The sequence below is a fragment of the Streptomyces durhamensis genome (assembly GCF_000725475.1).
Classification (GTDB): domain Bacteria; phylum Actinomycetota; class Actinomycetes; order Streptomycetales; family Streptomycetaceae; genus Streptomyces; species Streptomyces filipinensis.
Genome location: NZ_JNXR01000009.1, coordinates 201,948 through 227,591, shown reverse-complemented (window position 1 = coordinate 227,591; position 25,644 = coordinate 201,948). Strand labels below are relative to the sequence as shown.

The window sequence follows — 25,644 nt, the reverse complement described above, 5'->3', positions numbered from 1 at the left end:
CCTCGGTGCTTTCCAGGTTCTCGCTCTCGCGTTTCCCTTTCCGGCGGTTCCGACTCTATCAGATCCTTTCGGCGTCTGACCCCCAGTCAGCGGGGTTTGTCTTCCCGGCCGCTGGGCCGTTCCGACGAGTGAGACTTTAGCGGATTCCTTGCTCCCGAGCTAATCGGGGGCTGCGTCCTTTCGAACGCGGATTCCTCATTTCGCAAATACGCGCGCCAAAGCATTCGGCGCCGTAGGCGTCGATGAGTGACAGGTACTTGCGGAATGGCTGTCCGGGGACCGACCAAGATCGGCGCTCACGTCGGACAACTCGGAGAACACTACGCATCGGCATGGGGCGTGTCAACTCTTGCCCTCGGAGCACTCCCAGGGCGTACGCTGGCCGACATGACCACGCGTACGTGTACCCAGCTTTGGTGGGCCGCCTGACGGCGGCCGTACTCACGTATGCATCCAACGGCCGCCGCTTCGGCGGCCGTTCTCGTATCCCCCTCCGGGACTCCGGGGGCCGGCCGCAGGAGCGGCGGTCTCGATCAGGAGGTGGAGTGGAGATGACGCGGGTCTTCAGTGGGATCCAGCCGACCGGGCATCTGACTCTGGGCAACTACCTGGGTGCCATGCGGCGCTGGGCGGAGACCGACCAGCACCGGGCCGACTCGGTGTTCTGCGTCGTGGATCTGCACGCGCTGACCGTGGACCAGGATCCGGCGCGATTGCGCAGGCTCAGTCGGCAGACGGCGACGCTGATGCTGGCCGCCGGGCTGGATCCCGAGGTGTGCACCGTGTTCCTGCAGAGCCATGTCGACGAGCACGCGAGGCTGTCGTATCTGCTGGAGTGCGTGGCGTCCGACGGTGAGATGCGACGGATGATCCAGTACAAGGAGAAGGTCGCGCGGCAGCGGGAGCGCGGTGCGAGCGTGCGGCTGTCGCTGCTGACGTATCCGGTGCTGATGGCGGCGGACATCCTGGCGTACGGCGCGGACGAGGTGCCGGTCGGGGAGGACCAGGTGCAGCACGTCGAGCTGACGCGGGATCTGGCGGTGCGGTTCAACCAGCGCTACGGGCACACGTTCGTGGTGCCCAAGGCGACCCGTCCGGGGGTCGCGGCGCGCGTGATGAACCTGCAGGACCCGACGTCGAAGATGGGGAAGTCGGACGAGTCGGGTCTGGGCGTCGTCTATCTGCTCGACGAGCCGGACGTGGTGCGCAAGAAGGTCCTGCGGGCCGTGACCGACAGCGGTCGGGACGTGGCGTACGACCGGGAGGGGCGGCCGGGGGTCGCGAATCTGCTGGAGATTCTCGCTGCGTGCACGGGTGGGAACCCTGAGTCACTGGCGGCCGTTTACCAGTCGTACGGCGCCTTGAAGAAGGACACCGCGGAGGCCGTGGTGGAGGTCCTCAGGCCCGTGCAGGCCAGGCACAGGGAGCTGTGCGCGGATCCCGCCTATGTGGAGGGGGTGCTGCGGGATGGTGCGGGAAAGGCGAGGGCGATGGCCCGGCCGACCGTCGATGCGGCTTACCGGGCGATCGGGCTGTTGCCGCCGGCGTTCGAGACGGGGTTGAGCGGGGCGGGCCGCTAGGGCGGTCAGGGCCTGTCCGTGCGGGCTCGTGCGGGGGCGGGCGGCTGGTGGTGAGCCGACGCCCCCGGTGCCGGGTCAGTCCTTCTTGCCTGAGGCGAGTTCGCGGCTGCGGTCGCGGGCGGCTTCGAGGGCGGCGATGAGGGCGGCTCGCACGCCGTGGTTCTCCAGCTCGCGGATGGCGTTGATCGTCGTTCCGGCCGGGGAGGTGACGTTCTCACGGAGCTTGACGGGGTGTTCGCCGCTGTCGCGGAGCATCACGGCGGCGCCGATGGCGGACTGGACGATGAGGTCGTGGGCCTTGTCGCGGGGCAGGCCGAGCAGGATGCCGGCGTCGGTCATGGCCTCGACCAGATAGAAGAAGTACGCGGGGCCTGAGCCGGACAGGGCGGTGCAGGCGTCCTGCTGGCTCTCGGGGACGCGGAGGGTCTTGCCGACGCCTCCGAAGATCTCCTCGGCGTGGGCGAGGTGCTGCTCGGTGGCGTGGCTGCCGGCGGAGATGACCGACATGGCCTCGTCGACGAGAGCCGGCGTGTTGGTCATGACGCGGACGACCGGGGTGCCCGTGGCCAGGCGCTCCTCGAAGAAGGAGGTGGGGATACCGGCGGCACCGCTGATGACCAGCCGGTCTGCGGGCAGGTGCGGGGCCAGTTCGTCCAGCAGGGTGCCCATGTCCTGGGGCTTGACCGTGAGGATGAGGGTGTCGGCGGTCTTGGCGGCCTCGGTGTTGGCGACCGGGGTGACTCCGTAGCGGGCGCGGAGTTCTTCGGCGCGTTCGGGGCGGCGGGCGGTGACCAGGAGGTCGGCGGGGGCCCAGCCGGCCCGGATCATTCCGCTGAGCAGGGCTTCGCCGATCTTGCCGGTGCCGAGGACTGCGACTTTCTGGCTCATGGGGTTCAGTCTGGCACCGGGGTTGAGCCGTGCGGGCTGTTTGTCCGGCAGGTGGAACGTCGGTTCGCGGGTGGGTGCCGCCGCCCCGCCGCCCCGGCGGCACGACGGCCGGCGGCTACGCGGTACGCCGACGGAGTGTGGCCGCCCCGAGGGCCAGCACCAGTACGGCGCAGCCGGCCACGATCAGCACGTCCCTTACGAAGGTCGCCGTCATGTCCGTGTGGTGCAGGACCTGGTTCATGCCGTCGACGGCGTACGACATCGGGAGGACGTCGGAGACGGCTGTGAGCACGGGGTGCATGTCGGACCGGGGAGTGAACAGGCCGCAGAGGAGGAGCTGGGGAAAGATCACCGCGGGCATGAACTGGACCGCCTGGAACTCCGAGGCCGCGAAGGCCGAGACGAAGAGGCCGAGAGCCGTGCCGAGCAGGGCGTCGAGCAGGGCGACGAGGAGGAGGAGCCAGGGTGAGCCGGTGACGTCGAGGCCGAGGAGCCACACGGCGAGTCCGGTGGCGAGTGCGGACTGGACGATGGCGAGGGCGCCGAAGGCGAGGGCGTATCCGGCGATGAGGTCGGCCTTGCCGAGGGGCATGGCGAGAAGGCGTTCGAGGGTGCCGGAGGTGCGTTCGCGCAGGGTGGCGATGGAGGTGACGAGGAACATCGTGATCAGCGGGAAGATGCCGAGCAGGGAGGCGCCGATGTTGTCGAAGGTGCGGGGGCTGGCGTCGAAGACGTAGCGCAGCAGGATCAGCATCAGGCACGGGATGAGGATCATCAGCGCGATGGTGCGGGGGTCGTGCCGGAGCTGGCGCAGGACCCGGGCGGCGGTGGCGGCGGTGCGTGAGGTGTTGAGCGCGCTGGTGGGGGCTGCGGGGGTGGTCGTGCTCATCGGGTCGTCTCCTGGGCGCGGGTCGTCTGCTGGGTGCGGTGTGCGGCGGCGGCTTCGTCGACGAGGCGGAGGAACGCGGCCTCGACGGTGTCGGTGCCGGTGCGGGTCCGCAGGGCGTCGGGGGTGTCGTCGGCGAGGATCTCGCCCTCGCGCATGAGGAGGAGGCGGTGGCAGCGCTCGGCCTCGTCCATGACGTGGGAGGAGACGAGGAGGGTGGCGCCGCGGGTGGCGGCGATGTCGTGGAAAAGGGTCCACAGGTCGCGGCGCAGTACGGGGTCGAGGCCGACGGTGGGTTCGTCCAGGACGAGGAGTTCGGGGGTGCCGAGCAGGGCCACGGCCAGGGAGACCCGGCCGCGCTGGCCGCCGGAGAGGTTGCCGGCGAGGGCGTCGGCGTGGCTGGTGAGGTCGACGTCGGCGAGGACGCGGTCGGCTTCGTTGCGGCGGTCGGCGGCCGGGCGGCCGGGGGCGAGGATCGCGGCGAAGTATTCGAGGTTCTGGCGGACGGTCAGGTCGTCGTAGACGGAGGGGGCCTGGGTGACGTAGCCGATGCGGCTGCGCAGGGTGGGGTGGCCGGCCGGGTGGCCGAGGACGTTCAGGGTGCCGGTGACCTTGGCCTGGGTGCCGACGATGGAGCGCATGAGGGTGGATTTGCCGCAGCCGGAGGGGCCGAGGAGGCCGGTGATCTGGCCGCGGGGGACGGTGAAGCGGAGGTGGTGCAGGACGGTGCGGGGGCCGCGGGCGACGGTGAGGCCGTCGGCTTGGACGGCATAATTCATCATGCGGTGAATAATTGGCCCGGCAGGCCCGGACGTCAAGGGCCCGGACACGAAGGGGGGCGGGGAGTGAGGGTGTGGGCATGGGAAAGCGGCGGCCTGATGCCGTCCGCATCCGGCCGCCGCTGTGCTGTTCGCGCGAAGCCGTGGCTCAGGGCTTGGTGGCGACGAGGAGGAACACGTCGTAGGTCTCCTCGACGACGCCGTCCGGAAAGACCTTCAGCAGGTGGGCGCGCTCCTCTTCGAGGAAGGCGGTCCTGCGCTCGGCGGGCGTGAGGAGGAACGCCGAGTGGCTGCCGATGTTCGCGAGATGGGTGTCGATCGTGACCCGGCGGCTCCAGCGGACCTCCCGGCGGTCGAAGCGGAGACGGCCGCTCGGGTCGGCCAGTTCGGTGCGGCTGCCGTCCCGTTGCTGGGCGACGACGTCCACGCCGAAGAAGTCTCCGATCCGGACGGCGGCCTCGGCGATCCACTCGACGTCCAGGGCGTCGCCGTTCCACCACAGCGCCAGCGCCCCACCGGGCCGCAGCACCCGCAGCGCTTCCGGCACCGAGCGGGCGGTGTCGGTCCAGTGCCAGGACTGGGCGTAGGTGACGAAGTCGGCGTGCGCGTCCGCGACGGGGAGGGCGTTGCCGTTGCCTCGGACGAGCGGGAGACGGGGCAGCCCGCGGCGGAACTCGGCGGCCATGCCCGCGCCGGGTTCGACGGCGAGTACGTCGGCACCGCGGTCGTGCAGCAGCGCGGTCGCGATGCCGGTACCGGCGCCGACGTCCACGACCCTGGCACCGGACAGGGACCGGCCGGCCAGTTCCTCGACGGCGTCGAAGAGGGCGGGCGGGTAGGAGGGGCGGTTCGCCGCGTACTGGGCGGCGGCGGAGTTGAAGGACTGGGCGCGGTCCGTGGGCGAGGGCATGGGTGGTGGTGTCGTGGCCATACGGACAAGAACACCACTCGGGCGGGCGGTCTGCCGGGTGTGCGCGAACACCGGCTGCCCTGGCGGCCGCCGGAGTGCCGGCGGCGCGGCTGCGGCGGGTGGGCGGTGCGGATAACGTGACGGAAGTCGCCCGTGGTGCGGGCGTGTTGGAGAAGGAGGACGGCGTGGGCGGGGACATCGTGGTGCGGCCGGTGGGGTGGGTCGTCGGCGGGCGGGGAGAGGTGCGGGACGACGAGTGGGGCGGGGTGCGTGCCGTGATCAGGGTCGACGGTGAACGGTTCACCGCGGAGGCCCTGGCCGGGCTGGAGGACTTCTCGCATCTGGAGGTCGTCTACCACTTCGACCGGGTGCCCGAGGAGAGGATCGAGACCGGGGCCCGGCATCCACGGGGCAACGCCGACTGGCCGAAGGCCGGCATCTTCGCGCAGCGCGGCAAGAACCGGCCCAACCGGATCGGGGTCTCACGCTGCCGGGTGCTGCGGGTCGACGGACTGGACGTGCACGTCGAGGGGCTCGACGCGGTGGACGCCACCCCGGTGCTGGACATCAAGCCGTACATGGCGGAGTTCGGGCCGCAGGGCGCGACCCGCCAGCCGCAGTGGGCCACGGAGATCATGAGCCGGTACTACTGACCGGGCCGGACCGCGCCGGGTCGCTCCGGGCCGGGCCCGGTGGGGGCGGCGGGAGCCGTTACCGGCGGCGCTTCTTCTTCGACGGGTTGCCGGTCCGCCGGGAGGTGCGGCGCTCGTACTCCTCACGGGCCTTCTCGTATTCCTCGCGGTGCAGCTTCTCTCCGGGGGCCTCGGTGAGGCAGCGGAAGAAGTAGGCGAGGAGGGAGCCGACGAAGCCGATGGCGAGCAGGCCGCGCAGGGAGGCCTGGCGCTGCGGGTCGTGCCGCCGGGCGAAGCCCTCCCAGGTGTTGCGGAAGGCGAGCGCGCTGCAGATCGCGAACATGGCGATGATCAGCACGGTCACGAAGGAGCCGGTGTCGGCGATCCGGATGCCCTCGTAGGCGAAGCGCAGGACCAGACAGGAGACGACGGCGGCGGCGAGCGAGCCGATGGCGGCGCCGGCGCGGCGGGCCGGGTAGCCGTTGTCGTGGTTCACCCAGGTGGTGCCGAAGAAGCGGAGGGGCTCGGGGCGCGGGCCGCCGCTCTGGGCCGCTGCGCCCGGGGAGCCCGCCGGGGTGTCCGGGGTGCCGGTTTCGTCGCTCACGGGAACGATTATGGCGCCGGGCCGGGGCGGGCTCCCGGTGGGGTCAGCCGCAGCGCGGGGCGATGTAGCCGTCGCTGCCGGTCTGGACGTAGGCGTCGGACACGTACTCGCCGTTGTTGATGTTGTCCCAGACGTTCGTGGTGCCGTACGGGCCGCTCACCGTCGTTCCCGGCGTCTGGCAGAAGACCGGGACCTTCGCCCCGACGGCCAGGACGCGGACGAGGTTGTAGCTGGTGCCGGGGCCGCTGCGGACGTTCAGGCGGACGCCCGGGGCGACGGAGTAGTAGTGCAGTGCTGTGGCGCTGGCCTCTTCGGCACGTTCCACGGACATGAAAGCCCCCCGTTCGACCCCATGACTGTCATGGGGTCGCGTCGATTCCCAGGAAACGAGCCGCGAAACACCGGTGCGCGACTCGCGCGCGAAGGCTAGCAAGCCGCCTCTGTCCCGCACGAGTCATCGACTAGGCTCCGTGCGTCGCGCGCGCGGTCGAACAGCACGGGGGTGGTCGCATGACGCCACGCAGGAACACAGGAGCGGGCGCGGAAGCGGAACTTCCCGAGTACGCCGGTCACTACCGCCTGGAGTCACGCCTGGGGTCGGGTGGCATGGGTGTCGTCCACCTGGCCCGGAGCACCTCGGGCATGAAGCTCGCGGTGAAGGTCGTACATGCGGAGTTCGCCAGGGATCCGGAGTTCAGAGGCCGTTTCCGGCAGGAGGTGGCCGCCGCTCGCAAGGTGAGCGGGGCCTTCACCGCTCCCGTGGTCGACGCCGATCCGGATGCCGACCGGCCCTGGATGGCCACGCTGTTCATTCCGGGCCCGACCCTTTCCGGCGAGGTGAAGCGGAACGGGCCGATGGATTCGGGTCAGGTGCGCCGGCTGATGGCGGGGCTGGCCGAGGCGCTGCGCGACATCCACCGGGTCGGGGTGGTGCACCGGGATCTGAAGCCGAGCAACGTCCTGCTCGCCGAGGACGGGCCGAAGGTCATCGACTTCGGCATCTCCCGGCCGAAGGACAGTGAGCTGCGTACCGAGACCGGGAAGCTGATCGGCACGCCGCCCTTCATGGCGCCCGAGCAGTTCCGGCGGCCGCGTGAAGTGGGGCCCGCCGCCGACGTCTTCGCGCTCGGGTCCGTGATGGTGCACGCGGCGACCGGGCGCGGCCCCTTCGACTCCGACAGTCCCTATGTCGTGGCCTACCAGGTCGTGCATGACGAGCCGGACCTCACCGGGGTGCCGGACGACCTCGCTCCGCTGGTGCGGCGGTGCCTGGCCAAGGAGCCGGAGGACCGGCCGACCCCGGATGAACTCATGCGGGAACTGCGGTCGGTGGCCGCCTCGTACGACACGCAGGCGTTCATACCGGCGCAGCGGTCCGGTGCCGGAGCGACTCCGCAGCCCCCGGCCGATCAGCCCGTGCCCGCGGTCAGGAGGCGGGTCGGCCGCAGGGTGGCCGTGGGGGCCGGGGCACTCGGTCTCGCCGTGGTCGCCACGTTGGCCTCGGTTCGGCTGGCCGGCAGCGACGCGCCCACGTCGGCCGGCACGCATCCCCGTACCAGGGAGGCGTCGTTCAGTTCCTGGACGGCCAGGCCTGCGCCCGGGGCGTCGGGGATGCCCCAGTGCGCGTACGGCGCGGGGAAGTTGTTGTGCGCGCAGTCCGGCACGGTCTTCGCCTTCTCCCCCGCCGACGGAGAGCTGGTGTGGCGCCGCCCGCTCGCCACCGGGTCCGGCGGCGGACCGCCGGTCGTCTCGGCCGGGCTCATCCAGCCCTTCACCAATGGCGGCTCGCAGCTCGTGGCGCTCGACCCGGGCTCGGGCGACGAGGTCTGGAAGCGGCGCCTCGCCCCGGGTACCGCGGTCCGGTACACCGGCCGGACGGCCCTGGTCGCGGAGGCCGACGGAAGGGTCACCGGTATCGACGGCGCCTCGGGCAGGACCCTGTGGAGCCGCCGGATCGCCGGTCAGGGCAGGCCGACCCTCGTCTCGTTCCCCGCGGACCCGCTGGCGTACGCGACCAGCACGTCGGCCGACGGATCGAGCACACGGATCGCCGCCGTGGACCCGCGAAGCGGTGACGTGCGGTGGCAGGCCCGGCTGGAGGGAACGCTGGAGCCCGTCGGCACCGGGGGCGGCTCCGTCTCCTTCCTCTCCGTCGGCAGTGTCTACGGGGAGACGAAGGCCGTCGTCCGCTACACGCCCGCCACCCGGTCGACACGGCGTGTGGCGCTGCCTGTGGCGAGCGAGGCCGCACAGGCCACCGTGCGGGGGGACGCCGTGTACCTTCTCGCGGCCGGTGGCTCTCTGGAAGCCGTGGACATGGGCGTGCGGAAGCAGTTGTGGCGCGTGGAGACCTCGGTGAGCCGTGGTTCGGCGCCGGTCGCGGACGGCCGGTATGTGTACTTCACCGCGGGTGACGGACGGCTCCTGGCCGTCGACGCCCGTAAGGGGCATCTCGTCGGGCAGACTTCCGCGCGGCTGGGCGCGGACTCGGCGAAGGTCATGGGCGCGCCTCCCGCGCCGGTGCTCGACGCCGGCCATGTCTACGCCGCCGCCCCCGGCGGAGGCGGCCCCTAGTGCGGTGGTGCCGGGTCAGCCCAGCTTGGTCACGTCGCGCACGGCGCCCTTGTCGGCGCTCGTCGCCATCGCCGCGTAGGCGCGGAGGGCGGCGGAGACCTTGCGGTCGCGGTTCTTCGGGGCGTAGACGCCGTTCAGGGCCTGCTCGCGGCGGGTCAGCTCCGCCTCGTCGACCAGCAGCTCGATCGTGCGGTTCGGGATGTCGATGCGGATGCGGTCGCCATCCTGGACCAGGGCGATGGTGCCGCCGGAGGCGGCCTCCGGGGAGGCGTGGCCGATGGACAGGCCGGAGGTGCCGCCGGAGAAGCGGCCGTCGGTGATCAGCGCGCAGGACTTGCCGAGGCCCCGGCCCTTCAGGTACGAGGTCGGGTAGAGCATCTCCTGCATGCCGGGGCCGCCCTTGGGGCCCTCGTAGCGGATGACGACCACGTCGCCGTCCTTGACCTCCTGGGTGAGGATCCGCTGGACGGCCTCCTCCTGGGACTCGCAGACGACCGCCGGGCCCTCGAAGGTCCAGATCGACTCGTCGACGCCGGCCGTCTTCACGACGCAGCCGTCGACGGCGAGGTTGCCCTTGAGGACGGCCAGGCCGCCGTCCTTGGAGTAGGCGTGCTCGGCGGAGCGGATGCAGCCGCCCGCCGCGTCGTCGTCCAGGGCCTCCCAGCGCTCGGACTGGGAGAAGGCCTCGGCGGAGCGGACGCAGCCGGGGGCGGCGTGCCACAGTTCGACCGCCTCGGGGGACGGGGAGCCGCCGCGGACGTCCCAGGTCTTCAGCCAGTCGGCCAGCGAGGGGCTGTGGACGGCGTGGACGTCCTCGTTGAGCAGGCCCGCGCGGTGCAGTTCGCCAAGGAGGGCGGGGATGCCGCCGGCGCGGTGCACGTCCTCCATGTAGTAGGTGCGGTTCTTCGCGACGTTGGGGGCCACCTTCGCCAGGCACGGGACCCGGCGGGAGACGGCGTCGATCTGCTCCAGGCCGAAGGGGACGCCCGCCTCCTGGGCCGCGGCCAGCAGGTGCAGGATCGTGTTGGTCGAGCCGCCCATCGCGATGTCCAGGGCCATGGCGTTCTCGAAGGCCTGGAAGGTGGCGATGTTGAGCGGCAGGGCCGACTCGTCGTCCTGCTCGTAGTAGCGGCGGGTGAGGTCCATGACCGTGCGGGCCGCGTCGACGTAGAGCTGCTTGCGGGCCGTGTGGGTGGCGAGGACGGAGCCGTTGCCGGGGAGGGAGAGGCCGATCGCCTCGGTCAGGCAGTTCATCGAGTTGGCGGTGAACATGCCGGAACAGGAGCCGCAGGTCGGGCAGGCGTTCTCCTCGATACGGAGGATGTCCTCGTCCGAGATCTTGTCGTTGACGGCGTCGGAGATCGCGTCGACCAGGTCGAGCGTGCGGACCGTGCCGTCCACCAGGGTGGCGCGGCCGGCCTCCATGGGGCCGCCGGAGACGAAGACCGTCGGGATGTTCAGGCGCAGGGCCGCCAGCAGCATGCCCGGGGTGATCTTGTCGCAGTTGGAGATGCAGACCAGGGCGTCGGCGCAGTGGGCCTCGACCATGTACTCCACCGAGTCCGCGATCAGGTCGCGGGAGGGGAGGCTGTACAGCATGCCGCCGTGGCCCATCGCGATGCCGTCGTCCACGGCGATCGTGTTGAACTCGCGCGGGATGCCGCCCGCCTCCGTGATCGCCTCGCTGACGATCCGGCCGACCGGCTGCAGATGGGTGTGGCCGGGCACGAACTCGGTGAAGGAGTTCGCGACCGCGATGATCGGCTTCCGGCCGATGTCCGCACCGGGTACACCGGAGGCGCGCATCAGGGCGCGGGCGCCCGCCATGTTGCGACCGTGGGTGACTGTGCGGGACCTCAGCTCGGGCATCGTCGCTCGCTCCTTCGAAGACCTACGAAGACCTACCGTCAGAGAGTTCTGACTGTCTCCGAGCGTACGCCGGTGCTCCAAACGCTGGACACGGTTGTCCGGAATTCGGGACACACGTCCCATGAGCCGGCGGGTGCGGGCTCAGGGGCGCGTCAGATGTCCCTGCACGACGGGAGCGACCCGGGCGATGATCTGTTCCAGGTCGGCGGACGCCAGCGGCTCCAGTTTGATCACATAGCGCATCATCGCCGTTCCCACCAGCTGCGCGGCCGCCAGCTCGGCCCGCAGCTCCGGGTCCGGCAGGTCCACCTGGGCGGCGATGCGGCGCAGCAGCTGGGAGGCCACGAGGCGGCGGAAGACGGCGGCGGCGGTCTCGTTGTTCACGGCGGAGCGGAGGATCGCGAGGAGGGGCGTACGGGTCGTGGGGTTGTCCCAGACGCCGAAGACGAAGCGGGTCAGCCGCTCCCCCACCCCGTCCAGGGAGCCGGCGGCCAGCGCCTCGGGGGCGTTCAGCGCGGGCGCGAAGGCCACCGCGACGGCCGCCTCGAAGACCTGCTCCTTGGTGCCGAAGTAGTGGTGGACGAGCGCGGAGTCGACCCCGGCCGCCTTGGCGATCCCGCGTACGGACGTCTTCTCGTACCCGCGCTCGGAGAACTCCTCGCGGGCCGCGGACAGGATGCGGTCGCGGGTGTCGGCGGACTCGGCGCGCGGCGGGCGGCCTCTTCTGCGGGCCGTCGGCTCACCGGTGGCGGGTGTCTCGCTCATGGCCGGGGCACCCTCACCGCCGACGCCAGGTGCTTGCGGGTGAAGGCCAGGGCCTCGGCGAGGTCGGCCTCGCGCTCGGCGCTGGACATCGCCCGCCGGGTGTTGACCTCGATGACGACATGCCCGTCGAAGCCGCACAGGGTCAGGCGTTCCAGCAGCTCGGCGCAGGGCTGGGTGCCGCGCCCGGGCACCAGGTGCTCGTCCTTGGCCGAGCCCCGGCCGTCGGCGAGATGCACATGGCCGAGGCGGTCGCCCATGCGGCCGATCATGTCCAGGGCGTCCGTGCGGGCCGTCGCCGTGTGGCTGAGGTCGATCGTGAAGTGCCGGTAGTCGTCGTTGGTGACGTCCCAGTCGGGGGCGTAGGCGAGCATCTCGCGGTCGCGGTAGCGCCACGGGTACATGTTCTCGACGGCGAACCGTACGTCCGTCTCGTTCGCCATCCGCCAGATGCCGTCGATGAAGTCGCGCGCGTACTGCCGCTGCCAGCGGAAGGGCGGGTGTACGACGACGGTGGAGGCACCCAGCTTCTCGGCGGCCGCCTGGGCCCGCTGCAGCTTGACCCAGGGGTCCGTCGACCAGACCCGCTGGGTGATCAGCAGGCAGGGGGCGTGCACGGCCAGGATCGGGATGCCGTGGTAGTCCGACAGGCGGCGCAGCGCCTCGATGTCCTGGCTGACGGGGTCGGTCCACACCATGACCTCGACGCCGTCGTACCCGAGGCGCGCGGCGATCTCGAAGGCCGTCGCTGTGGACTCCGGGTATACGGAGGCCGTCGACAGGGCAACGGAGACGTCCCTTGGTTCAGCCACGTCCGACACCATACGGGGTGGAGTGGCCCGGGTGTCGGGTGCCTGTTCCCCGTTGTGAGCTTTGCCATTCGGGCGGGCGCGGCGACCTCCGGGGGGAAGCGCGCCCACGCGGCACAGCCGCCCGCCGGTACGGCCGCGCGCCCTCCTTTGCGGGCCTAGTCGGACCCCATGTGGTCCAGGCGGCGCAGGATCACGCCCTCGCGGAGGGCCCAGGGGCAGATCTCCAGGCTCTCCACGCCGAACAGGTCCATCGCGCCCTCGGCCACCAGGGCGCCCGCCAGCAGCTGGCCGGCCCTGCCCTCGGAGACTCCGGGAAGCTCGCCGCGCTGCTGCTCCGTCATACCGGCCAGGCGCGGGACCCAGGCCTCCAGGGACTCGCGCTTGAGCTCGCGCTGGACGTAGAGGCCCTCGGCGCTGCGGGCGGCGCCGGCGATGCGGGCGAGCTGTTTGAAGGTCTTGGAGGTGGCGACCACGTGGTCGGGGGCGCCGAAGCGGCTGAATTCGCCGACCGTGCGGGCGATCTCCGTGCGGACGTGGCGGCGCAGGGCGCGTACGGCCTCGGGGTCGGGCGGGTCACCGGGCAGCCAGCCCGCGGTGAGCCGGCCGGCGCCGAGCGGCAGGGAGACGGCGGTGTCCGGCTCCTCGTCTATGCCGTAGGCGATCTCCAGGGAGCCGCCGCCGATGTCCAGGACCAGCAGCTTTCCGGCCGACCAGCCGAACCAGCGGCGCACGGCGAGGAAGGTCAGGCGGGCCTCCTCGGCGCCGCTGAGGACCTGCAGCCGTACTCCGGTCTCGTCGGCCACGCGCGCGAGGACGTCATCGGCGTTGCCTGCCTCGCGGACGGCGGAGGTCGCGAACGGCAGCAGATCCTCCACGCCCTTGTCCTCGGCGGCCTGGAGGGCGTCCCGTACGACGGCGACCAGCTTCTCGATGCCGTCGTCGCCGATGGCACCGCTGTCGTCGAGGAGTTGGGCGAGCCGAAGGTCGGCCTTGTGCGAATGCGCGGGCAGCGGGCGCGCGCCGGGGTGAGCGTCCACCACCAGCAGATGCACCGTGTTCGAACCCACGTCCAGGACACCGAGTCTCATGTACGGAACGCTACTGCCAGATCGTCCGTGCACGGTCCCCGGTGCGGCCCCGGGGCACTTACCCTGGACGCGTGCCAAAGACGAAAAAGGCGAAGAACCACAAATCCGCCAAGGCAGTGAAGGATTCTTCGCAGGCGAAGGCGTCCACGTCCCGGAAGGCCCCGAAGGTGAGCGACGAGAAGGGGCTCGACTTCGCGCGCGCCTGGGTGGAGTTTCCGGATCCCGCGGACGACGAGCAGGTCTTCCGCTGTGATCTGACATGGCTGACCTCTCGCTGGAACTGCATCTTCGGCAGCGGCTGCCAGGGCATCCAGGCGGGCCGCGCGGACGACGGGTGCTGCTCGCTGGGCGCGCACTTCTCGGACGAGGACGACGAGAAGCGGGTCGCCGCGCACGTGGCCCGGCTCACGCCGGACATCTGGCAGCACCACGCCGAGGGCACCCGCGGCGGCTGGGTCTCCGAGGACGACGAGGGCTCCCGCCAGACCCGCCCCTACCAGGGCTCCTGCATCTTCCAGAACCGGCCCGGTTTCGCGGGCGGCGCGGGCTGCTCGCTGCACATCCTCGCGCTGCGCGAGGGCCGGGAGCCGCTGGAGACCAAGCCGGACGTGTGCTGGCAGCTGCCGATCCGGCGGACGTACGACTGGATCGACCGGCCGGACGACACGCGCGTGCTGCAGGTGTCCATCGGCGAGTACGACCGCCGGGGCTGGGGTCCGGGCGGACATGACCTGCACTGGTGGTGCACGTCGGCGACCTCGGCGCACGGCGCGGGCGAGCCGGTGTACGTGTCCTACCGGGCCGAGCTGACGGAGCTGATGGGCAAGGCCGGCTACGACCGCCTGGCCGAGCTCTGCGAACAGCGACTGGCGTCGCAGCTCCCGCTGGTCGCCCCGCACCCGGCCGACCCGGCCCCGTAGCTCCTTGCCCGCGCAGCCGCCCGCCCGTCCCAGGCCCGCGATCCAGCCCGCCCCGCACCTGCCCACCCCTAGCTCCCGGACGGGCTCGGCGTCTCGGTGTCGGGCTGTGTCGGCGTCGGGGTGGGGGACGCCGGCGGTGACGGCGGGCCGGTGGGGGGCGGGGAAGCCGGTGGTGACGGTGGGGGCTGGGTCGGCGGAGGGTCGGCTGGTGTGCTGGGCGGGGGCGGGGTGGGCTCGGCGGAGGACGGCGGGGGTGTGGCGCGATGGGTGGGCGCCGTGCCGTAGCCGTCGATGGAGACCACCGCGCCGGCCGGGGAGACCGCCACCTGTGCGTGCCAGTGCCCGGCGGGCTCGCGCAGATGGTCGACGTACACCTTGACCGTCAGCGTCTCGCCGGGCCGCAGGGTTCCCGAGGACCGGCTGAGGTAGAGCCAGCCCACCGAGGTGGACGCGGACCAGCGGACCGGCCCGGAGCCCGAGGCGCTGAGGGTGATCAGCGTGGTGTCGCCGTCGCCGTCGGCGCTGACGTCGAGCTGTCCGGAGTCCCTGCCGCCCGCCCCGTGGACGCTGACGACCTCCACGGAGACGTCCGCCTCGCCGTCCTCGCCGATGCCGGTGCCGGACTTCACACTAGCGTTCCCGGCGTTCTCGTAGCCGCCGGCCGTGTCGCTGCCGAGGGCGTCGGGGCCCTGCGCCTCGCGCGCGGTGGCCGAAGGGCCGCCTTCCGCCTCCGCCGTCGGGGCGCCCCGGTAGGCGGCCCACAGCGCCAGGACCGGGGCGGCGACCACCGTGGCGACGACCGTCGTGGTCACCGCACGCGCGCGTAGCCGGTCGCGGCGGGCCGCGCGGTCCTTGGGGTCCATCGGGAAGCCCTGCCGGTCGAAGCGGGGCACGGCCACGCCACGCGCGCGTGAGGGGTGGGCGAGAGCCATGTGGAGGGCCGCGCGCGGGGCCTCCAGGACGGGCAGCTCGGCCGGGGTGACCGTGTCGCCGGGCCAGCGGCCGGGGACGGCACGCTCGGCGGTGCGGCGGCAGCGCGGACAGTCGTCGACGTGCCGGACCAGTTCCCGGCGCAGGGCCGTGCTCAGGACCAGGCCGCTGTCCCCGGTGAGGTGGGCCACGCTCGGACAGCCGCCGGTCTCGACGACGGCGAGGGCCGCGCGGGTGCGCTCGACCTCGCAGGCGGCCGTGGCGAGCAGTTCGCGCGCGACGGCGGGTTCCCGGCCGAGGACGGCGGCGACCTCGTGCGCGGCCAGGTGGTGACGGACGGCGAGTTCGAGGGCCTCGCGCTGCTCCGGGGTGGTGCCGGCCGCCTCCGGCCAGGCCAGCAGGGCCAGTTCGCGGCGCCGCTGTTCCCGGACCTCCGGGGCGACGGGCGGCTCGGGGGCCGGGTGTGCGGCTCCGGGTCGGCCGGCCGCGTGGGTGGCCTGACGTTTCTGCTTGGCCTCGGCCAGCTTGCGCAGGCACGCCCAGCGGGCCAGGGCGTACAGCCAGGCCCTGCGGTCGGCGGCCTGCGGGGCCCGCTGGCCGCGCCGCTCGGCCAGGGCCAAGACGTCGCCCAGGGCGGCGGTGGCCGCGTCGTGGTCGCACAGCACCGACAGACAGTAGGTGAACAGTCCGTCCAGGTACGGCTCGTAGCGCCCCGGCGGCCGCTGGGCGAGGGTGCGCGCGGCGGCACGATCACGCGCCTCGCGGTGCACGCGGTGCGCTCCGGTGCTGCGGGTGGTGGTCTGTGGGCTGCTGCTCGTCACCCGTGCGACCGTAGGCGGCCGTGGAGTGCCCGTTCTCGAACCTTGAGCAGTTTTAACCCGCACGGGTGAAACGATCCCTCATAAGGGGACGGGAACCCTTTGTTCCATGGCGCGATCCCGACGGGTGGTGGCCGATACCGGTTCACCCCCAGGTGGTCCGGGGACGCGTTGTCAGTGCCGCGGGCTACGGTTTCCGCATGGCTGCCCGTACCAAGACCACCAAGGACCGCCCGTCCTACCGCTGCACCGAGTGCGGCTGGCAGACGGCCAAGTGGCTCGGCCGCTGCCCCGAGTGCCAGGCGTGGGGCACGGTCGAGGAGCACGGCACGCCCGCGGTCCGTACGACGGCACCGGGCCGGGTCACCACCTCCGCGCTGCCCATCGGCCAGGTCGACGGCCGGCAGGCCACCGCCCGCTCGACCGGCGTGCCCGAGCTGGACCGGGTGCTCGGCGGCGGCCTGGTGCCCGGCGCGGTGGTGCTGCTCGCGGGCGAGCCCGGCGTCGGCAAGTCCACGCTGCTGCTGGACGTGGCCGCCAAGTCCGCGAGCGCCGAGCACCGCACCCTCTATGTCACCGGTGAGGAGTCGGCGAGCCAGGTGCGGCTGCGCGCCGACCGCATCCGCGCCCTCCACGACGAGCTGTATCTGGCCGCCGAGACGGACCTGTCCGCCGTCCTCGGCCACTTGGACGAGGTCAAGCCGTCCCTGCTGATCCTCGACTCGGTGCAGACGGTCGCCTCCCCTGAGATCGAGGGTGCGCCCGGCGGCATGGCCCAGGTGAGGGAGGTGGCGGGTGCGCTGATCCGCGCGTCGAAGCAGCGAGGCATGTCCACGCTCCTGGTGGGCCACGTCACCAAGGACGGCGCGATCGCCGGCCCCCGCCTCCTGGAGCACCTGGTGGACGTGGTCCTGCACTTCGAGGGCGACCGGCACGCGCGCCTGCGCCTGGTCCGCGGTGTGAAGAACCGCTACGGCGCCACCGACGAGGTCGGCTGCTTCGAGCTGCACGACGAGGGCATCACCGGCCTCGCCGATCCCAGCGGCCTCTTCCTCACCCGGCGCGACGAACCGGTCCCGGGCACCTGCCTGACCGTCACGCTGGAGGGCCGCCGCCCGCTGGTGGCCGAGGTGCAGGCGCTGACCGTGGACTCGCAGATCCCCTCCCCGCGCCGGACCACCTCGGGCCTGGAGACCTCGCGCGTCTCGATGATGCTGGCCGTGCTGGAGCAGCGCGGCCGGATCAGCGCGCTCGGCAAGCGGGACATCTACTCCGCGACGGTGGGCGGTGTGAAGCTGTCGGAGCCGGCCGCCGACCTGGCGATCGCGCTCGCGCTCGCCTCGGCCGCCAGCGACACCCCGCTGCCGAAGAACCTGGTGGCCATCGGCGAGGTCGGCCTCGCGGGCGAGGTGAGACGGGTCACGGGCGTGCAGCGCAGGCTCGCCGAGGCGCACCGGCTGGGCTTCACGCACGCGCTCGTGCCGACCGATCCGGGCAAGGTCCCGCCCGGCATGAAGGTCCTGGAAGTCGCCGACATGGGGGACGCGCTGCGGGTGCTGCCGCGCTCCCGTCGCCGAGACGCCCCACAGGAGGCGGAGGACCGCCGGTAGACTTTGCCCTGGTCTCGCCCGTCCGTACGAACAGAGTGCGGCTGTGGGAGCGCGTCAGAACCTGCGACCGGAGGAGTGCAGTGGCAGCCAACGACCGGGCAGCAGCTCCCGGAAAGTCCGGTGGGAGTGCCGGTTCCGATGGCCTGATGCGCGCCTCGCTGAGCGCCGTGGCTCCCGGTACGGCCCTGCGTGACGGCCTTGAGCGGGTGCTGCGCGGCAACACCGGCGGGCTGATCGTCCTCGGCTCCGACAAGACGGTCGAGGCGATGTGCACGGGCGGGTTCGTGCTGGACGTGGAGTTCACCGCCACCCGGCTGCGGGAGCTGTGCAAGCTGGACGGCGGCATCGTGCTGTCGTCGGACCTGTCGAAGATCCTTCGGGCCGGCGTGCAGCTGGTCCCGGATCCCACCATCCCCACGGAGGAGACGGGCACCCGGCACCGTACGGCGGACCGGGTGAGCAAGCAGGTCGGCTTCCCCGTGGTCTCCGTCTCCCAGTCGATGCGCCTGATCGCCCTCTACGTCGACGGTCAGCGGCGCGTCCTGGAGGACTCCGCGGCGATCCTGTCCCGTGCGAACCAGGCGCTGGCCACGCTGGAGCGCTACAAGCTGCGCCTGGACGAGGTGGCGGGCACGCTGTCGGCGCTGGAGATCGAGGACCTGGTGACGGTGCGGGACGTGTCCGCCGTCGCACAGCGACTGGAGATGGTCCGGCGCATCGCCACCGAAATCGCCGAATACGTGGTCGAACTGGGCACGGACGGCCGCCTTCTCGCACTCCAGCTGGAGGAGTTGATCGCCGGGGTCGAGCCCGACCGCGAACTGGTCGTCCGGGACTATGTCCCCGAGCCCACGGCGAAGCGTTCCCGCACGGTCGAGGAGGCGCTGGCCGAGCTGGACGCGCTGACCCACGCGGAGCTGCTCGAACTGGGCACGGTGGCGCGTGCGCTGGGTTACACCGGGTCCCCCGAGACGCTCGACTCGGCGGTGTCCCCGCGGGGCTTCCGGCTGCTGGCGAAGGTTCCGCGCCTTCCGGGCGCGATCATCGACCGCCTGGTGGAGCACTTCGGCGGCCTGCAGAAGCTGCTCGCCGCGAGCGTGGACGATCTGCAGACCGTGGACGGCGTGGGTGAGGCCCGGGCGAGGAGCGTCCGGGAGGGCCTGTCGCGCCTGGCCGAGTCCTCCATTCTGGAGCGGTACGTCTGAGTTCGGGCCGTGCGCCCCAACCACCGGGCAACTTCCCCCAGTTGACCAAATGACGTTGCCTGCGGTGATCACATGTAGGTAACGTGACACCGACCATTGTTCGATTTCAAATTCGAACTGCAGGGGGAAATCCATGAAGAAGCGCCTTATCGGCACGTTCGCCGCGGTGGCAGTCCTCGCCCCGGCACTGACCCTTGTGGACACGGGGCAGGCGTTCGCCGCCGGCAACCGCGTGACCTGGAGGAACAACTACGACGGCGGGTATCTGACGTACGTCAACTACCGGCTCCGTACGACGGGGGACGGCGTAGACCCCTCCCAGAGCCCGACCGTGTGGTGGGACGAGTACAAGCAGTCCGACGGCAGCTACGTCCTCAAGTGGCACATGAACGGGAAGTGCCTCGACAGCAACAGAAACGGTGACGCGTACCTTCTCGACTGCAACGGTGGCGACTACCAGAAGTGGTACGAGACCCACGACTCCTCCGGCTGGCGGCTGAAGGACAAGGCCACCGGGCGCGTCCTCTCGTCGGTGGCCACCTTGCCGAAACGAATTCGGACCGTCGGCGACGACGGCTACCCGATCGAGCGCTGGAGCTGACCCACAGTTCACAACGCACTCCAGAAGGGACACCCCCGGCCTCGTCGAGACCGGGGGTGTCCCCTTCACCGACCGTCTTGGAGAGCCCGCAGAGGCCCGGCTCAGTCGGCCGACAGGACGAAGGACGCCTGCACCTTCCCGAACCCCGGTGCCTTCGCCTCCAGCAGATACGTCCCCGCGCCGGCCGAACCGCCGGAGGCCTTGGCGCAGTGCGGAGCGCTCGGCTTGCGGTCCCACTTCACGGTGTAGGTGATGCTCTGCCCCGCCGGCACCCGGAACACCAGGCTCCCCGGGCCCTTGGGGCAGTCGGCCGACGACCAGAACGCGTCGTTCCCGTCCGCCGGCGTGATCGTCAACACCGCGCCCTTCGGGCCGAGATCGACCTTGCAGTCGGCGGACGAGCTGTTCTTCGCGGTGAGTTCGAAGGCCGGCGTCTGGTCGGGCGAGTAGGAGTTGTGCAGGCTCCGCAGGCTCAACGCCACAGCGGCGGACGTGCAGTTGGGCAGGGGCGAGGATGCCGTGAGCGCATCGCCCGTACCGACGTTGCCGCCGGAGGCCGCGCCGGAGCCGCCGCCGGAACCGGAGGAACCGGCGGAGCCGCCGTCCGCACCGCTGCCACCGCCGGAACCGGAATCACTCCCGCCGGATCCGCCGCCCGACTCGTCGCGGCCGCCCGGCCGTTGGCTGATCGCGGGCCCGGACGAGGAGGGCCCCGGAGTGATGGTGGGTGCGGGATTCTTGCCGTTGGACCCGCCGGCGCTCTTCTTGCCGCTGCCGCCGCCGGCGGTGACGATCCACGCGATCAGCAACGCCAACACCGCGATCACCGACAGCAGTACGACCCTCCTTCGCCAGTAGATGGAGGAGGGAAGCGGCCCGATCGGATTGCGCAATGATCCCACGGCGCAAACTGTACGAGAGATCCCCGAGCTTGCTTGCGCCACCCGCCGCACGAGCGCCAACTTTTCCCGATCATCATCCCGGTAACTTCCGTCGGCCCGGGGACCCTTCAGCGGTCATGACGCTGAGTGATCGCGCCGTCACCTGTCATGCGGGGCGAGCCGTGGCAGGATCGGAAGGCCATGACTGAGAAGCTTCACGCCCCCGTGATCGCCTGGTTCGACGCCCACGCCCGCGACCTCCCCTGGCGCCGCCCGGAGGCGGGTCCGTGGGGTGTGATGGTCAGCGAGTTCATGCTCCAGCAGACCCCGGTCAACCGGGTGCTGCCCGTCTACGAGGAGTGGCTGGCCCGCTGGCCCCGCCCCGCCGACCTGGCCAAGGAGGCCCCGGGCGAGGCGGTGCGCGCCTGGGGCCGGCTCGGCTATCCGCGCCGGGCCCTGCGGCTGCACGGCGCCGCCGTCGCCATAACGGAACGGCACGGCGGGGACGTACCGACGGGCCACGCGCAGCTGCTGGCACTGCCCGGCATCGGTGAGTACACGGCCGCCGCGGTGGCCTCGTTCGCGTACGGGCAGCGGCATGCGGTGCTGGACACGAATGTGCGCCGGGTCTTCGCGCGCGCGGTGACGGGGGTGCAGTACCCGCCGAACGCGACGACGGCCGCCGAGCGCCGGCTCGCCCGTGAGCTGCTGCCCGAGAGCGAGGACACGGCCGCGCGCTGGGCCGCCGCCTCCATGGAGCTGGGCGCGCTGGTGTGCACGGCGAAGAACGAGGGGTGCGGGCGGTGTCCGATCGCCACCCAGTGCGCCTGGCGGCTGGCCGGCAAGCCGGAGCACACGGGTCCGCCCCGGCGGGGGCAGACGTACGCCGGCACGGACCGGCAGGTGCGCGGCAAGCTGCTGGCGGTGCTGCGGGAGGCGTACGCGCCGGTGCCGCAGGCGGTGCTGGACCGGGTGTGGCACGAGCCGGTGCAGCGCGCCCGCGCGCTCGACGGGCTCGTCGCGGACGGTCTGGTGGAGCCGCTGCCGGGCGGTCTGTACCGGCTGCCGCTGAGCTGACGGACAGCCAAGTCACAGTTCCGGGGGCTCTGTTACGGAGCCGTTTACTCGATGAAAGCGCCCATAAAGGGTCATAACAGTCGGCCTGCTCACCCCGTTCCCCCCTCCGTTACACAACCGACGGATAGCCGATTGCTAGCCGCAGGCTGGTTCGGACAACGCCGTGACAACCGCTCCGTAGCTTTCTTTCCGTGCCCGGCAGACCACCGGGCAAGAGGACGCGGGACTTCAGGCACGGGCCGGAGTGAACGGGGAACGGAGGCGGTTGATCATGGCGCAGGGCGAGGTGCTCGAGTTCGAGGAGTACGTCCGTACCAGGCAGGACGCGCTGCTGCGCAGCGCGCGTCGGCTGGTTCCGGACCCCGTCGACGCCCAGGACCTGCTGCAGACCGCGCTGGTGCGCACGTACGGCCGCTGGGAGGGCATCGCGGACAAGCGGCTCGCCGACGCCTACCTGCGCCGCGTCATGATCAACACGCGTACGGAGTGGTGGCGGGCACGCAAGCTGGAGGAGGTCCCGACCGAGCAGCTGCCCGACGCGTCCGTGGACGACGCCACCGAGCAGCACGCCGACCGGGCCCTGCTGATGGACGTCATGAAGGTGCTCGCTCCGAAGCAGCGCAGTGTCGTGGTGCTGCGACACTGGGAGCAGATGTCCACAGAGGAGACGGCCGCGGCCCTCGGCATGTCGGCCGGTACGGTCAAGAGCACGCTGCACCGGGCGCTCGCCCGGCTCCGCGAGGAGCTGGAGGCCCGCGATCTGGACGCACGCGCGCTGGAGCGTGAGGAGCGGGAGCGTTGCGCGGCCTGACCGGGGCCGGGTCCGTCGGGACCCGAGGAAGCACGCAGGCGGTGATCGCGACGGGGGTCGCGCTCGCCGCCCTCGCCCTTTTCGCCGCCGCGTGCGGCACGGGGGGCACCGGCACCCGGGACGAGGGCCCGGCACACGCGTCGGCGGCCACGGGAGTCGTCGCCTCCCCCAGCCCCAGCCCGACCCCGACCAGCCGCTACCGGGAGGTGGACGCGGTCTCCCTGCTCAAGGAGGACCCGGCGGTCTCCACGGAGGTGAAGCGGGAGCTGAAGCCGTGCAGCGGCGACGACTATCCGGTCGAGGCCACCTACGGCGATCTGACCGGCGGAGCCGTCAACGACATCATGGTCAACGTGTGGGCCTGCGGTGACGAGGTGGGAATCGGCACGTACGTGTACCGGGACGTCGGGGGGACGTACAAGAATGTGTTCAAGGCGGAGGTGTCGCCGGTCTTCTCGGAGATCGACCACACCGACCTGACCGTGACCCAGCAGGTGTACGACACGGACGACACGACGTCCAACCCGTCCCGGGAGATCGTGATCACGTACCACTGGAAGGCGGGCCGGTTCACCGAGCGGACCAGGCACGAGACCGTCTACAGCAGGACCGGCGGCGACGCGGCGCCGGCGCAGGACAACTGAACCCCCCACACGCACATTACGAGGACTGAGAGCACCGGGATGGCAGACCAGACCCACGTCCTGTTCGTCGAGGACGACGACGTCATCCGCGAGGCCACCCAGCTGGCCCTGGAGCGGGACGGCTTCGCGGTCACCGCCATGCCCGACGGGCTTTCGGGTCTGGAGGCGTTCCGGACGAACCGCCCCGACATCGCCCTGCTGGACGTCATGGTCCCCGGTCTGGACGGCGTCAGCCTGTGCCGTCGTATCCGGGACGAGTCGACCGTGCCGGTGATCATGCTGTCGGCGCGCGCCGACTCCATCGACGTCGTCCTCGGCCTGGAGGCGGGCGCCGACGACTATGTGACCAAGCCGTTCGACGGCGCCGTGCTGGTCGCGCGGATCCGGGCCGTGCTGCGCCGCTTCGGGCACGCGGGCGGCGGCAGCCAGGCCGAGTCCGGCGCCGACGCGTTGACCGGCGGGGTGCTCACCTTCGGGGACCTTGAGATCGACACCGAGGGCATGGAGGTACGCCGGGCCGGGCAGCCGGTCGCGCTCACCCCGACGGAGATGCGGCTGCTGCTGGAGTTCTCCTCCGCGCCGGGCACCGTGCTCTCCCGGGACAAGCTGCTGGAGCGGGTCTGGGACTACGGCTGGGGCGGGGACACCCGGGTCGTCGACGTGCATGTGCAGCGGCTGCGCCAGAAGATCGGCCAGGACCGCATCGAGACCGTCCGCGGCTTCGGCTACAAGCTGAAGGCCTGAGCGGGGCGGCGATGCGGCGGATACTCCGGAACCCGGTCCGGCGCATGGAGCGCGCGGGCCTGCACACCGGGCTGAGATGGAAGCTCAGCGCGGCGATCGCACTGGTGGCCGGACTGGTGGCGATCGTGCTGAGCCTGGTGGTGCACAACGCCGCCCGGGTCTCGATGCTCGACAACGCACGCGACCTGGCCAACCAGCGCCTCCAGTGGGCGCAGCTCAACTACGACCACAACCGGCGGCCGAACTACCCGAACGTCAAGCTCGACGACCGCGACCTGCCGGCCGCGCTGCTCAAGAAGGTCACGACGGGCCGCAAGGCCAGCGACGTCATCGACCAGGGCGGAGCGCCGGACATCTGGGCGGCCGTGCCCACCAAGGACGGGCATGTGCTGTCCCTGCACAGCCATATGCCCGACCGTTCCACCGACGTGATGAAGGACCTCGACCAGGCGCTGGTCATCGGCTCCGTCTCGGTCGTCTTCGGCGGCAGCGCGCTCGGCGTGCTGATCGGCGGGCAGCTGTCCGGGCGGCTGCGCAAGGCGGCGGCCGCCGCGAACCAGGTCGCCAAGGGCGAGACCGACGTCCGGGTGCGGGAGGCCATCGGCGGGGTCGTCCGGGACGAGACCGACGATCTCGCGCGGGCGGTGGACGCCATGGCGGACGCGCTGCAGCAGCGGATCGAGGCCGAGCGGCGGGTCACCGCCGACATCGCGCACGAGCTGCGCACCCCGGTGACGGGTCTGCTGACGGCCGCCGAACTGCTGCCCCCCGGCCGTCCCACGGAACTGGTCCTGGACCGGGCGAAGGCGATGCGCACCCTCGTCGAGGACGTCCTGGAGGTGGCCCGCCTGGACGGCGCCTCGGAGCGGGCCGAGCTGCAGGACCTCATGCTCGGCGAGTTCGTCACCCGGCGCGTGGCCGCCAAGGACCCGGACATCGAGGTGCGGGTGGTGCACGAGTCGGAGGTCACCACGGATCCGCGGCGGCTGGAGCGGGTGCTGTTCAACCTGCTCGCCAACGCCGCACGGCACGGCAGGCCGCCCATCGAGGTGACCGTCGAGGGCCGGGTCATCCGGGTCCGCGACCACGGTCCCGGCTTCCCCGAGGAACTGCTCGCCGAGGGCCCGAGCCGCTTCCGTACCGGCAGCAAGGACCGCGCCGGTACGGGCCACGGGCTGGGCCTGACCATCGCGGCGGGCCAGGCCCGGGTGCTCGGTGCCCGGCTGACGTTCCGCAACGTACGCCCCGCCGGAGCGCCCGCCGGCCTCCCGGCCGAGGGCGCGGTGGCCGTGCTGTGGCTCCCGGAGCACGCGCCGACGAACACCGGCAGCTATCCGATGCTGCCGACGTCGGGCGGAGCGGGCAGCTCCCGGCATCGGCCGGGGGCGGCGCCCTCGTAACCGGCAGCGGCCGGGGGCGGCGCGCTACCGCAGCAACGACTCGGTCAGCCGGTCGGCCGCGGCCCGGTCCAACGGCGCGTGCCCCAGCAGGAACCGGTACCAGAAGAACCCGTAGAACTGGTCGACCAGGACGTCGACGTCCCGGTCGGCGGCCAGTTCCCCGCGCTCCCGCCCCCGTTCGAGCACCGCGCGCACCGCGGCCCTGCGGGACTCCGTGAACACCCGCAGCAGCTCGGCCAGATGCGCGTCCCGGGCCGCCTCGCGGACGAGGGTGCGCAGGGCCGGCGCGGACGGCCGGCGCTGGGCGGCCTCGAAGGTGGCGACGGCCAGTCGGCGCAGGTCCTCGCGGAGGCTGCCGGTGTCCGGCGCGGGCACGTCCTGGGCGGCGCGGTCGGTGAGCGCGTCCAGCAGGACGGCACCCTTGGAGGGCCACCAGCGATAGAGGGTCTGTTTTCCGACCCCGGCCGCGCGCGCGATCGTCTCCACGCTGACGGGGGCGCCGTCGGCGTCGGCGAGCAGTTCCAGCGCGGCGTCGAGGATCGCGAGGCGTGCGGCCTCGTTACGGCGCCGTCCGGTGTGCGGGCGGGGTTCCTTGCTGTCGTGCACGGGCCCATCCTCT

Annotated in this window: 25 protein-coding genes; 12 read left to right on the top strand and 13 right to left on the bottom strand. The window is 71.9% G+C overall.

The features are described from left to right. Nucleotides 1–551 precede the first annotated feature (551 nt). Nucleotides 552–1,580 carry a tryptophan--tRNA ligase gene (trpS, locus tag IO33_RS0115945; RefSeq protein WP_031165173.1) on the top strand — a complete coding sequence of 343 codons (1,029 nt, stop codon included), beginning with the start codon at nt 552–554 and terminating at the stop codon, nt 1,578–1,580. 75 nt (nt 1,581–1,655) lie between these two features. On the opposite strand, the gene proC is transcribed toward trpS, so the two are convergent. From proC to IO33_RS0115925, 4 genes are all read right to left on the bottom strand, one after another. Continuing rightward, nucleotides 1,656–2,468 (bottom strand): pyrroline-5-carboxylate reductase, encoded by an 813-nt coding sequence (proC, locus tag IO33_RS0115940; RefSeq protein WP_031165171.1) that lies wholly within the window; start codon nt 2,466–2,468, stop codon nt 1,656–1,658. Between the two features lie 115 nt (nt 2,469–2,583). After that, nucleotides 2,584–3,357, bottom strand: coding sequence for an ABC transporter permease (locus IO33_RS0115935; protein ID WP_031165169.1), 774 nt, complete (start codon nt 3,355–3,357; stop codon nt 2,584–2,586). Beyond that, nucleotides 3,354–4,136 carry an ABC transporter ATP-binding protein gene (locus IO33_RS0115930; protein WP_051926774.1) on the bottom strand — a complete coding sequence of 261 codons (783 nt, stop codon included), beginning with the start codon at nt 4,134–4,136 and terminating at the stop codon, nt 3,354–3,356. Before IO33_RS0115930 ends, IO33_RS0115935 begins: the two co-directional genes overlap by 4 nt. Before the next feature lie 145 nt (nt 4,137–4,281). After that, nucleotides 4,282–5,043 (bottom strand): methyltransferase domain-containing protein, encoded by a 762-nt coding sequence (locus IO33_RS0115925; RefSeq protein WP_031165164.1) that lies wholly within the window; start codon nt 5,041–5,043, stop codon nt 4,282–4,284. A gap of 197 nt (nt 5,044–5,240) precedes the next feature. Between IO33_RS0115925 and IO33_RS0115920 the strand changes: the two genes are divergently transcribed. Continuing rightward, nucleotides 5,241–5,696, top strand: coding sequence for an SAM-dependent methyltransferase (locus IO33_RS0115920; protein WP_031165162.1), 456 nt, complete (start codon nt 5,241–5,243; stop codon nt 5,694–5,696). A 58-nt stretch (nt 5,697–5,754) separates the two neighbouring features. On the opposite strand, the gene IO33_RS0115915 is transcribed toward IO33_RS0115920, so the two are convergent. Together IO33_RS0115915 and IO33_RS0115910 are read right to left on the bottom strand one after the other, a co-directional pair. After that, entirely contained in the window at nt 5,755–6,279 is a 525-nt protein-coding gene (locus IO33_RS0115915; RefSeq protein ID WP_031165160.1) for a hypothetical protein, read from the bottom strand. Nucleotides 6,280–6,322: 43 nt separating this feature from the next. Beyond that, nucleotides 6,323–6,610, bottom strand: a complete 288-nt coding sequence (locus IO33_RS0115910) for an SH3 domain-containing protein (protein WP_031165158.1) — start codon at nt 6,608–6,610, stop codon at nt 6,323–6,325. Between the two features lie 179 nt (nt 6,611–6,789). On the opposite strand from IO33_RS0115910, the gene IO33_RS0115905 reads away from it, so the two are divergent. Further along, the gene (locus tag IO33_RS0115905) at nt 6,790–8,853 is read left to right on the top strand and encodes a serine/threonine-protein kinase (RefSeq protein ID WP_031165155.1); all 2,064 of its coding nucleotides are present in this window, start codon (nt 6,790–6,792) and stop codon (nt 8,851–8,853) included. Nucleotides 8,854–8,868: 15 nt separating this feature from the next. Here IO33_RS0115905 and ilvD read toward each other — a convergent pair whose 3' ends face one another. The 4 genes from ilvD to IO33_RS0115885 form a co-directional block, all read right to left on the bottom strand. Next, nucleotides 8,869–10,722 carry a dihydroxy-acid dehydratase gene (gene ilvD / locus IO33_RS0115900; protein WP_031165154.1) on the bottom strand — a complete coding sequence of 618 codons (1,854 nt, stop codon included), beginning with the start codon at nt 10,720–10,722 and terminating at the stop codon, nt 8,869–8,871. A 141-nt stretch (nt 10,723–10,863) separates the two neighbouring features. Then, entirely contained in the window at nt 10,864–11,487 is a 624-nt protein-coding gene (locus IO33_RS0115895; protein WP_031165151.1) for a TetR/AcrR family transcriptional regulator, read from the bottom strand. After that, entirely contained in the window at nt 11,484–12,308 is an 825-nt protein-coding gene (locus tag IO33_RS0115890) for a sugar phosphate isomerase/epimerase family protein (RefSeq protein ID WP_051926769.1), read from the bottom strand. The genes IO33_RS0115895 and IO33_RS0115890 overlap by 4 nt, the downstream gene beginning before the upstream one ends. 143 nt (nt 12,309–12,451) lie before the next feature. Then, nucleotides 12,452–13,384 (bottom strand): Ppx/GppA family phosphatase, encoded by a 933-nt coding sequence (locus IO33_RS0115885; RefSeq protein WP_031165147.1) that lies wholly within the window; start codon nt 13,382–13,384, stop codon nt 12,452–12,454. Between the two features lie 71 nt (nt 13,385–13,455). Here IO33_RS0115885 and IO33_RS0115880 point away from each other — a divergent pair, with 71 nt between their 5' ends. Continuing rightward, nucleotides 13,456–14,304: a DUF3109 family protein gene (locus IO33_RS0115880; protein WP_031165144.1), complete on the top strand. Its 849-nt coding sequence runs from the start codon at nt 13,456–13,458 to the stop codon at nt 14,302–14,304. 68 nt (nt 14,305–14,372) lie between these two features. Here the strand turns inward: IO33_RS0115880 and IO33_RS0115875 are convergent, their stop codons facing one another. Further along, entirely contained in the window at nt 14,373–16,055 is a 1,683-nt protein-coding gene (locus IO33_RS0115875; protein WP_031165141.1) for a BACON domain-containing protein, read from the bottom strand. 197 nt (nt 16,056–16,252) lie between these two features. Here IO33_RS0115875 and radA point away from each other — a divergent pair, with 197 nt between their 5' ends. The 3 genes from radA to IO33_RS49360 all read left to right on the top strand — a co-directional run bounded on the left by radA (nt 16,253) and on the right by IO33_RS49360 (nt 19,468). Further along, on the top strand, nt 16,253–17,662 hold the full coding sequence (gene radA, locus IO33_RS0115870; RefSeq protein WP_031165139.1) for a DNA repair protein RadA: 1,410 nt from the start codon (nt 16,253–16,255) through the stop codon (nt 17,660–17,662). Nucleotides 17,663–17,742: 80 nt separating this feature from the next. After that, nucleotides 17,743–18,867, top strand: a complete 1,125-nt coding sequence (gene disA / locus IO33_RS0115865; RefSeq protein ID WP_031165137.1) for a DNA integrity scanning diadenylate cyclase DisA — start codon at nt 17,743–17,745, stop codon at nt 18,865–18,867. A 133-nt stretch (nt 18,868–19,000) separates the two neighbouring features. Continuing rightward, on the top strand, nt 19,001–19,468 hold the full coding sequence (locus tag IO33_RS49360) for an RICIN domain-containing protein (RefSeq protein ID WP_031165135.1): 468 nt from the start codon (nt 19,001–19,003) through the stop codon (nt 19,466–19,468). Nucleotides 19,469–19,569: 101 nt separating this feature from the next. On the opposite strand, the gene IO33_RS0115855 is transcribed toward IO33_RS49360, so the two are convergent. Then, nucleotides 19,570–20,370 (bottom strand): hypothetical protein, encoded by an 801-nt coding sequence (locus tag IO33_RS0115855; RefSeq protein ID WP_209438863.1) that lies wholly within the window; start codon nt 20,368–20,370, stop codon nt 19,570–19,572. A 180-nt stretch (nt 20,371–20,550) separates the two neighbouring features. Here IO33_RS0115855 and IO33_RS0115850 point away from each other — a divergent pair, with 180 nt between their 5' ends. The 5 genes from IO33_RS0115850 (at nt 20,551) to cseC (ending at nt 25,025) form a co-directional block, all read left to right on the top strand. Next, nucleotides 20,551–21,426: an HhH-GPD family protein gene (locus IO33_RS0115850; protein ID WP_031165131.1), complete on the top strand. Its 876-nt coding sequence runs from the start codon at nt 20,551–20,553 to the stop codon at nt 21,424–21,426. Nucleotides 21,427–21,697: 271 nt separating this feature from the next. Then, nucleotides 21,698–22,237: a SigE family RNA polymerase sigma factor gene (locus tag IO33_RS0115845; protein ID WP_031165128.1), complete on the top strand. Its 540-nt coding sequence runs from the start codon at nt 21,698–21,700 to the stop codon at nt 22,235–22,237. 41 nt (nt 22,238–22,278) lie between these two features. After that, the gene (locus IO33_RS0115840; protein ID WP_031165125.1) at nt 22,279–22,881 is read left to right on the top strand and encodes a hypothetical protein; all 603 of its coding nucleotides are present in this window, start codon (nt 22,279–22,281) and stop codon (nt 22,879–22,881) included. A gap of 39 nt (nt 22,882–22,920) precedes the next feature. Next, nucleotides 22,921–23,625: a two-component system response regulator CseB gene (gene cseB, locus IO33_RS0115835; protein WP_031165122.1), complete on the top strand. Its 705-nt coding sequence runs from the start codon at nt 22,921–22,923 to the stop codon at nt 23,623–23,625. Nucleotides 23,626–23,636: 11 nt separating this feature from the next. Then, complete coding sequence (gene cseC / locus IO33_RS0115830) at nt 23,637–25,025, top strand: two-component system sensor histidine kinase CseC (protein ID WP_031165121.1); 1,389 nt, start codon at nt 23,637–23,639, stop codon at nt 25,023–25,025. A gap of 24 nt (nt 25,026–25,049) precedes the next feature. On the opposite strand, the gene IO33_RS0115825 is transcribed toward cseC, so the two are convergent. After that, the gene (locus IO33_RS0115825) at nt 25,050–25,631 is read right to left on the bottom strand and encodes a TetR/AcrR family transcriptional regulator (RefSeq protein WP_031165118.1); all 582 of its coding nucleotides are present in this window, start codon (nt 25,629–25,631) and stop codon (nt 25,050–25,052) included. Nucleotides 25,632–25,644: the final 13 nt, after the last annotated feature.

Coding starts and splice junctions, on each gene's coding strand:
- trpS (WP_031165173.1), top strand. CDS start 552: ATGACGCGGGTCTTCAGTGGGATCCAGCCGACCGGGCATCTGACTCTG.
- IO33_RS0115885 (WP_031165147.1), bottom strand. CDS start 13,384: ATGAGACTCGGTGTCCTGGACGTGGGTTCGAACACGGTGCATCTGCTG.
- cseC (WP_031165121.1), top strand. CDS start 23,637: ATGCGGCGGATACTCCGGAACCCGGTCCGGCGCATGGAGCGCGCGGGC.
- IO33_RS0115895 (WP_031165151.1), bottom strand. CDS start 11,487: ATGAGCGAGACACCCGCCACCGGTGAGCCGACGGCCCGCAGAAGAGGC.
- cseB (WP_031165122.1), top strand. CDS start 22,921: ATGGCAGACCAGACCCACGTCCTGTTCGTCGAGGACGACGACGTCATC.
- IO33_RS49360 (WP_031165135.1), top strand. CDS start 19,001: ATGAAGAAGCGCCTTATCGGCACGTTCGCCGCGGTGGCAGTCCTCGCC.
- IO33_RS0115845 (WP_031165128.1), top strand. CDS start 21,698: ATGGCGCAGGGCGAGGTGCTCGAGTTCGAGGAGTACGTCCGTACCAGG.
- IO33_RS0115890 (WP_051926769.1), bottom strand. CDS start 12,308: ATGGTGTCGGACGTGGCTGAACCAAGGGACGTCTCCGTTGCCCTGTCG.
- IO33_RS0115910 (WP_031165158.1), bottom strand. CDS start 6,610: ATGTCCGTGGAACGTGCCGAAGAGGCCAGCGCCACAGCACTGCACTAC.
- IO33_RS0115850 (WP_031165131.1), top strand. CDS start 20,551: ATGACTGAGAAGCTTCACGCCCCCGTGATCGCCTGGTTCGACGCCCAC.
- IO33_RS0115935 (WP_031165169.1), bottom strand. CDS start 3,357: ATGAGCACGACCACCCCCGCAGCCCCCACCAGCGCGCTCAACACCTCA.
- radA (WP_031165139.1), top strand. CDS start 16,253: ATGGCTGCCCGTACCAAGACCACCAAGGACCGCCCGTCCTACCGCTGC.
- IO33_RS0115905 (WP_031165155.1), top strand. CDS start 6,790: ATGACGCCACGCAGGAACACAGGAGCGGGCGCGGAAGCGGAACTTCCC.
- IO33_RS0115925 (WP_031165164.1), bottom strand. CDS start 5,043: ATGCCCTCGCCCACGGACCGCGCCCAGTCCTTCAACTCCGCCGCCGCC.
- proC (WP_031165171.1), bottom strand. CDS start 2,468: ATGAGCCAGAAAGTCGCAGTCCTCGGCACCGGCAAGATCGGCGAAGCC.
- ilvD (WP_031165154.1), bottom strand. CDS start 10,722: ATGCCCGAGCTGAGGTCCCGCACAGTCACCCACGGTCGCAACATGGCG.
- IO33_RS0115930 (WP_051926774.1), bottom strand. CDS start 4,136: ATGATGAATTATGCCGTCCAAGCCGACGGCCTCACCGTCGCCCGCGGC.